Raw genomic sequence first — 8,298 nt, forward strand, 5'->3', positions numbered from 1 at the left:
TCGTCGCAACCCGCTTTTAAGAATTGCTGTAATTCCTGAGAGTTTCCTTTTCAAGAATCGTTCTTATCCTTGCAGGGTTTATCGCCCCTGGATATTGGTTAGTTAACTTGATATTTAGGCCTCTTTGGCAAATATTAATTAAAAATAATAATTTTTTTTAATTAAATATTGTATTTACAATTTTTAATATAGAAAAATTTAACCTTTTAACAAATATTATTAATAATTAAATTAAACTAATAATTAAAATTATACACACTTATTAAGATATAGAATAAAAAATTATGTATTTTAATATAAATAAAAGATTAAAAAAAAAATTTGAAAAAATTTTTATAAAGTTTTATTCTATATAAAATATAATCTAAACTTAATTTTTTTAAAATTAAAAATTAGACTACATAACATATTTTAACTGTATTTAGCATATTTGTTTGAAAAATAAATTTTGTAATAACTAATATTTATTATTATATAATTTTTTGTTATAATTAGATTGCGTTTGTTTAAAATTTAAATTTCCACTTTTTATAAAATTAAGATTAATATAGGATTGTGTATGGTTTATTATCGCGAAGTAAGATTTTATTAGATTTCTATAAGTCATCAGAAAGTGAGATCAACTGAAACACATGAATTCCAACAGCGAAAAAAACATATTATACAAAATATTAATATTTTTTGTCATCTTTTTAATGTTATCAGGACAAATTTTTTTTATTATGAATGTATTAGCGCATAATGAAGAAATAGAAGAAGAAAATGAGAAATTATCTCAAAATCATAAACAACTATTAGAAAGTTATAACAAAATTCAACACAATAATAAAGTAAATCTTGAAACTAAAACTCAACAAAATAATAATAATAATATTAATATAAATAAACACAACTATGAACCTATTCTAAAGTCTTTGCGAGAAAGTATAGAATTACAAAAAAACTTTTTTAAACAAAAAACTAACTCCTTAAATATTTCTTTGAAAAAATTAACTGATGAAGCTGTTCAAAGTGTTATAGTTTTTAAAAATAATGCAGAAGAAAAAATTGATCATATTGAATATTTTAATAAATTTGGAGAATTAATAAGTAAAGTCTTTTTAAATGAGGACAATACTAATTTGAAACAAATAGAAGAATATCAAAACAATCAATTGTTAAAAAAAATAATTGTTGCTGATAATTCTAAATCAGAATCAGTTTTATTTTATAAAGATAATAAAATTAAAACTGAAATATTAAATGTATATGATGAAAAAACTAAAAATTTCGTAAAACGTCATATTTTGGAATTTAACAATGAAGAACAATTAATAGCAACAAGTTTTTATCAATTAACTGATCCTTATAAAATAGAAAAAAAAATTTATTGGGACAAGGATAATCAACAAAATCCAATAAAAATAGAAAATTTTAAATATGTCGATGGAAAATTAAATATTATAGAAGAATTTAATAAAGATCAAAAAATCTCCAAAATAACTATTATGACTCCAGATCAAAAAATATCTTCTATTCAAAAATTCAATTACCTTGAGCATGAAATTTTAATTGAGACTAAATCTTTCGATAGCAACAATAAAGTAATTGAAACAAATTTAGACGTAATTGAAACAACTATTGACTTTAACACTAACAAACGTGTCTTTCCTAAACCTAATTTTTAGATAAAAAATTTCGTATTCTATAAATATATCTCCAAAAAATTAATATTAAAGGTTAATTTTTAATTACTTAGTCATAATATTATAAAATAAATAAAAAAAACTCACAGATAAAAATATATTTTATATATGCATATATTAAAATATGCATATTTTTTTTTAACCTTATTGGATATTTATGGAAATTTAAATAAATTTAATTCAAAATCGCAAATTTAAAACATCTTAAAATATTTAATACGGAAATAGATAAAAAAGTATGTTAAATATTATAAAAAAAATTAAACAATTAACTCAAAAAATAAATCAAGCTAATTATGAATATTTTCACTTGAATCAATCTTCTTTAAGTGATCAACAATATGATACTTTGTTACAAGAATTAATATATCTAGAAAAAAAGTATCCACAATATAAATTAAAAAATAGTCCAACTGATAAAATAGGTGGTTGTTTAGATGACCAAAAAATACCTAAAATAACTCATAGCAAACCTATGTTATCTTTAGACAATGCTTTTAACATCGAAAAAGTAAAAAAATTTTATACAAAGATAATAGAAAAATATCCTTATTGTAATTTTATTACAGAATTAAAAATAGATGGTATAGCTATTAATTTAAAATATGAAAAAGGAATTTTAACACAAGCTACTACAAGAGGCAATGGTTTAGTAGGAGAATTAGTAACTCATAATATTAAAAATATCAAAGATATTCCATTAAAACTTTTACAACCAATAGATTTAGAAGTAAGAGGAGAAATTTTTTTTAGTTATGAAAATTTTAAAAAATTAAATGAACAAAATCAAAAAGAACAAAAAAAATCTTTTGCTAATCCTCGTAATGCTGCATCGGGAACTGTCAGATTATTAAATTCTAATGTTGTAGCTTCTAGAAACTTATCCTCTTTTTTATATAATATTGTAAACACTTCGTTAATAGTTAATAGCCAAAAAGAAGTTTTAGAATTATTAAAAAAATTAGGTTTTTCTGTAAATCCATATTATCGCGTAATCAATTCTTGGTCTGATTTAATTAAATTTATAGATTATTATATAGAGTTAAAAACCTCTTTAAATTATGATGTAGATGGTATTGTGATAAAATTAAACCAACTTGATTTATATCCAAAAATAGGTTATACAAATAAATTTCCTAAATACGCTATCGCTTATAAATTTAATTCCATCACAGGCGAAACTATAATTAAAAATATTGTATTCTACGTAGGACGCACTGGCATAATTAATCCTGTAGCAGTTCTTGTACCTATTATACTTGATGGTAGCAAAATATCACGAGTTACCTTACATAATTACAATTATATTCTAACCAAAGATATTCGTATTAATGACAGTGTAATTATTGTCAAATCAGGTTCTATTATTCCTAGAATTATCAAAGTAATCACTAACAAAAGAGTTATTAATTCTACTAAACCTTTTGAAATGATTACAAAATGTCCTTCTTGTAATTCCTTATTACAAAAAGACAATAATGAAATTAATTATTTTTGCATTAATCCGGAATGTCATGAACAACAATTACAAAAAATAATTCATTTTGCTTCTAAAGAAGCTATGGATATCAATATTTTAGGTTCACAAACATTAACTATTTTATTCCAAAAAAAAATTATTCAAAAAATTTCTGATTTATATAATCTTAAAGAAAAAAAACAACAATTATTGCAACTACCTTTTTTTGGTATTAAAAAAATTAATAATATTTTAGAAGCTATAGAAAATAGTAAACAAAAATCTTTTGATCGTCTTCTATTCGGATTAGGAATAAAACATGTAGGTAGTAAAATAGCTAAAATTTTAACTAATAACTTCTCTAATATATATAATTTAAAAAAAGCTACAATAGAACAATTAACTAATATACATGAAATAGGACAAGAAATAGCTAATAGTATACATAATTTTTTTAATGACGAAAAAAATATTCAAGAAATTATTCAATTACAAAAAAATCAATTAAATTTTTGTAATCAAAATAATATTAATTATATTAATGATAATTTTTTTAAAAACAAAAAAATTATTATTACAGGAACATTATCTCAATATACACGTTCACAAATAATTCAACATTTATCACAATTAGGGGCTTTAATAGTTACTAATATATCTAAAAAAACTAATTATTTAATTTGTGGAACAAATTGCAGCCAAAAAAAATTAGAAAAAGCTAAAAATCTAAAAATTACTATTATTCAAGAATTAGAATTATATAAAATTTTGTTACAAAATAAAAAAACAATTTAAAAAGGTAGTAATTATAAAAAATGAAAAATATCGGTATCGATTTAATTGAAATTAATAAAATTATTCAAATAGGATTAACTTCGATATCTAATCGAATTTTATCTATTTCAGAATATCAAGTTTATAAAAAAATAAATTCTTTAAAAAGCAAAAGTGTTTTTTTAGCAGGAAGGTGGGCCGCTAAAGAAGCCATATTTAAAGCTTATCAAAAAGGCAATTTAACCAATAATTATTGCGATTGGTCTATATTAAATGACAATACAGGAGCTCCTTATATAATAGATAAATATAATAATCAATTTGCGATATCCATTACTCATACCGACAAATACGCTTTAGCTTTTGTTATTATGTTATGATCTTGAGTTACTTTTAATTAATATAAAAAATATCCAAAAAAATATTTTAATTATCCATGTTATAACATAATTTTGATTTTAAATTTAAATTTAACCAAAAAACATCTTAATATAATCCAAAATTAACACACATATATATGTGTTAATTTATCAAGAATAGAGAGCACAATATATTAACAATTATCCTATTTTTATTCATACTTTAAGATTAAATAATTAATAATTTTTTTCAAAAATAAAATAGTAAAAAACAAAACAAAGTGAACTTAATCAATGGATTTCAAAGCAATTCATCGATAAAAAAAGATCAACAATTAAGTTGATCTTTTTTTTATAAATATCTAATTATCCAAAATCACTATTAATGAATATTTTATTAATACATTTATATATTTGTTATTAAACCATTTGATATAAAATATCTTTTTATTTCGGTTATAACTAGTCTATTCAGAAAATAAACAAATTCGATATATAATACATTAATACAAAAATATAATAAAAATCAATATTTAAAATAAAGTTATATTTTTTGATTCAAATAAACAAATATTAAACAATCTATGTCTTAAAATTTTATAAATAATTATCATAAAAGTCATTAATATAATTAAAATAAAATTTTAATTGTTTTTATTAAAAAAAATACAAAATTGTGAATAATATAAAATATTAAAGTAATATTTCGAATGAATTAAAATTATTAAAAGAGCTAATTGTTATTTGATAAATATCCAAAAAATTTAATAATAAATAATTAATTATATTAATTTAAATCATTTAACTTTACCGCCGTAAATATTTAAATTCATATTAGGCATTCCTAGATTTTTAGATTGTAACAAACTAATTAACATATGAGAAGAATTAAAAATTTTTATTTTCTCGATAAAACGAGAATATAATCGGGAAGATAACGTATTTTGTTCTATTACAAAAAATTCTAATTGATTTTCTAAATTATTATAATGAAAAGCAAATCCTAATGTTTTTTTAAGATTATTGTTTTCTATATATAAACGAATATTTTGATGAATATAATGAGTAGCATCTTTATTTTGTTTTAACATTTCATAACTTTCTATCGCTCCAGGAAGTAAAAGATTACAAATTAATTTACTAGTAATAAATTTAGTTGTTTTATTCAAACCAGTTTTGAAAATTTTTAAACTTATTTTATCTTTAATTTTTTTAATTACTTTTTGTTTAATATGATTCTTAAGAATATTATTTTCCAAAATTTTTTGATAAAAATTTTGAATATTAAGACCTAATTCAGCCATTTCTATTTCAGATGCTTCATTAAAAAAAATATCTTCATAAGGTATTTTTTCTAACTCATTTTGCAAAAAATTCTCTAATAAATCATAACTCATAGAAAATAAAGAATTCGACATATCGCAATTACACAAAGCAATATCGATATAATAAATATCATTTAACTGATTAGGATCTAAAAAAAATATACCTTTTTCCGGATGATATTGAATAAAATATTTCAAAAATTCATTAATAAAGGCGATTTTATCATCCGAATCATTAATATATTTATCACCAGTAGTTTCTTGAACTATATCTAAAACTTTAAAAAATCTATTAACAGGGAATAATAAATTACTCGTTAAAATAGTAGTATTTTTTATAATTTGTTTAGTATTAGCGAATTCTTGATAAGTTCTACAAGGGACCATTTTAAAAGGGAAAAAATTATAAAAAACATAAGCTTTTTCAGAAAACATATGGCCTTTTTCGTGACGCCAATGAACAGCATAATGTTTTGTATTATAATCTTTTTCGTAATTCTCAATATTAAAAGCGAATAACTTTAAAAAGTTATTATTAAATATCCAAATTAATTGAATTAGAAAGAAAAATATTAAAAATTTATTGAATTTGAATAATAATTTCATATTTTTATAAACTCCATAACTTTGATTTTAAATTTAATAAGTTTTAATAATATATATTTTTCAAATAATAACCAATAAATCCAATTTTAAAATAAATTAAATTTTAATTTATATAATATCTATTAGATTTATATACGTAAATTCTTAAGATAATTTAATTTTCTTTTAAGTTTTTGAATAGCATTTTTACGTATTTTTTGCACTTTTTTAGGAGTCATTTGCAAAGAAAAAGCTATTTCTCGATAAGAAATTTTTTTATGACATTGAAAATTATTAAAAAAACCAAAACTTAAACCAATAATTTTAAATTCTGATGAATTTAAAGTTTGTTTTATTTTTTGAATCCAAAATTCATAATCTACTTGGTTTAACCAATTTTGATGAGGATTTAAAGAATAGTTAGCAAAAGAATAATAAATAGTATCTTGAAAATTAGTATTAACTATATAAAAATTTTTTTGAGGTACAACTGGAATATGACTATGCCGAATCAATTCACGAATTACAAATTTAATAGTTGGTCTAGCATAAGCAATAAAATCATAACCTTGATCTTGATAATAACTTAAAGCACGAATTAAACCTAAAAAACCTTCTTGAATTAAATCTTCTTTGTTTAAAATAAAAGGATAATATTTAAATTGATTGACAATTTTATAAACTAAAGGAGCGTGAGCTTCAATTAATTGATTTCTAATAGATAAGTTATTTTTATCTTTTAAAAAAAGTGAAAATAATCTTTTTCTTGGCATATTTTTCCTTTCTAAAACGTTATTAAAGTTAATTAATTATTAATAAAATAAATCTTAACAATATATTTTGTAAATTTAAATTTATTATCGTTACATAAATTTCATGAATAAAGATCTTTATTACATGCTAAAAAAATTACCAAATAAACAAACTTAAATTAAAATTATTTTCTTCTAAATATATCCCAATTTCTTTTTTTAATAATAAGAATATGAAAACATATCGCTTATCGAAATGTATATTTTTGGTATATATAAAATATTTAAAATTAAATTTCATTTGTTCTTTATTTAGTTAGGTAAAAAAGTTTAAAATTTCTTATTAAAATAAAAAAACAATATTTTAAAATAAATATCGATATAATAAATTTAATTTAAAAATAATATTTTTTTTAATTTTAAAATTTATTATTTATAATATAAAAATTAAGATTAATAATAATTATTAATGACTATAAAAAATTTTTAATAAAGTATTAACATAAAAAAATCATTAAATATTAAAAAAAATTATTTTAATAAAATATCACTAACATATTCCGCTTAAACAACAACATATAATATTAACAATTTTATATGTTATAATTAAGTTAGATATTTTATATATTTAGAATATTTTTCTATTAATAAAATATCTTAATATTCCTTCTTTAAAAGGGAAATAAATGATAACTTTAAAATGAAATTTGAAAATCTGAAAAAAAATTAAAAATTATAAATTTGAAACATAATTAAAATTTATCTAACAAAAATATTATTTACTAAATATATTTATTACATAATTTTTAAAAATAAAAAGAAAAGAGAATTAATAACTAATATTAAAATTTTAGATAAAAATAAAACAAATATTTTATTATTTCAATATTTAATTCTAATCATATTGTTTTTTAAATGTTGTTTAATAAATCCGCTTTTAGCTCATTTTTATGATGAAAATAAGCAAAAAATAATGGATTTAAAAAATAAGATTTTTCAATATCGAATAATTTTAGATGCAGATTTAAATCAAACACAAAAATTAAATAAAGAATTAGATATATTATCATCAGAAGACAAAAAGAAATTAGATACTTTTTTGAATGATATTGAAGTCCAAAAAAAAACATATATTACAGAACTCAATAATTTTCAAACGAATAATTCTAAAGATAATGAAGAAGTAATTTTGTTAAAAATATTAGAAAAACAAGAAAAATCTTATATAGAATTAGGGCGCAAAAGATGCTCATAATTCCGCTATTTAACGCATAGCCTAGAGTGATAATCTCTAGAGGTCACGTAAACACTGCAAGGTGGGCTTGATCAACTAGTTCGAAAGAAGAGTTGATAACAGCA

General features: G+C 19.5%; 6 protein-coding genes. 4 read left to right on the forward strand and 2 right to left on the reverse strand.

The window, feature by feature from the left end:
• Window positions 1-695: 695 nt before the first annotated feature.
• The 3 genes from OC705_RS01975 (at window position 696) to acpS (ending at window position 4,298) form a co-directional block, all read left to right on the forward strand.
• Window positions 696-1,667, forward strand: a complete 972-nt coding sequence (locus OC705_RS01975; RefSeq protein WP_304512610.1) for a hypothetical protein — start codon at window positions 696-698, stop codon at window positions 1,665-1,667.
• A gap of 256 nt (window positions 1,668-1,923) precedes the next feature.
• Entirely contained in the window at window positions 1,924-3,939 is a 2,016-nt protein-coding gene (ligA, locus tag OC705_RS01980) for an NAD-dependent DNA ligase LigA (protein ID WP_304512609.1), read from the forward strand.
• Window positions 3,940-3,959: 20 nt separating this feature from the next.
• The gene (acpS, locus tag OC705_RS01985) at window positions 3,960-4,298 is read left to right on the forward strand and encodes a holo-ACP synthase (protein ID WP_304512608.1); all 339 of its coding nucleotides are present in this window, start codon (window positions 3,960-3,962) and stop codon (window positions 4,296-4,298) included.
• A 776-nt stretch (window positions 4,299-5,074) separates the two neighbouring features.
• Here acpS and OC705_RS01990 read toward each other — a convergent pair.
• Both OC705_RS01990 and OC705_RS01995 read right to left on the reverse strand, forming a co-directional pair.
• Complete coding sequence (locus OC705_RS01990; protein ID WP_304512607.1) at window positions 5,075-6,208, reverse strand: hypothetical protein; 1,134 nt, start codon at window positions 6,206-6,208, stop codon at window positions 5,075-5,077.
• A 128-nt stretch (window positions 6,209-6,336) separates the two neighbouring features.
• Window positions 6,337-6,960, reverse strand: coding sequence for a sigma-70 family RNA polymerase sigma factor (locus OC705_RS01995; RefSeq protein WP_304512606.1), 624 nt, complete (start codon window positions 6,958-6,960; stop codon window positions 6,337-6,339).
• Between the two features lie 952 nt (window positions 6,961-7,912).
• On the opposite strand from OC705_RS01995, the gene OC705_RS02000 reads away from it, so the two are divergent.
• A complete protein-coding gene (locus OC705_RS02000; RefSeq protein WP_304514050.1) occupies window positions 7,913-8,194 on the forward strand; it encodes a hypothetical protein in 282 nt (93 codons plus the stop codon).
• Window positions 8,195-8,298: the final 104 nt, after the last annotated feature.

Source organism: Candidatus Phytoplasma fabacearum, assembly GCF_030586805.1.
Classification (GTDB): Bacteria; Bacillota_I; Bacilli_A; order Acholeplasmatales; family Acholeplasmataceae; genus Phytoplasma; species Phytoplasma fabacearum.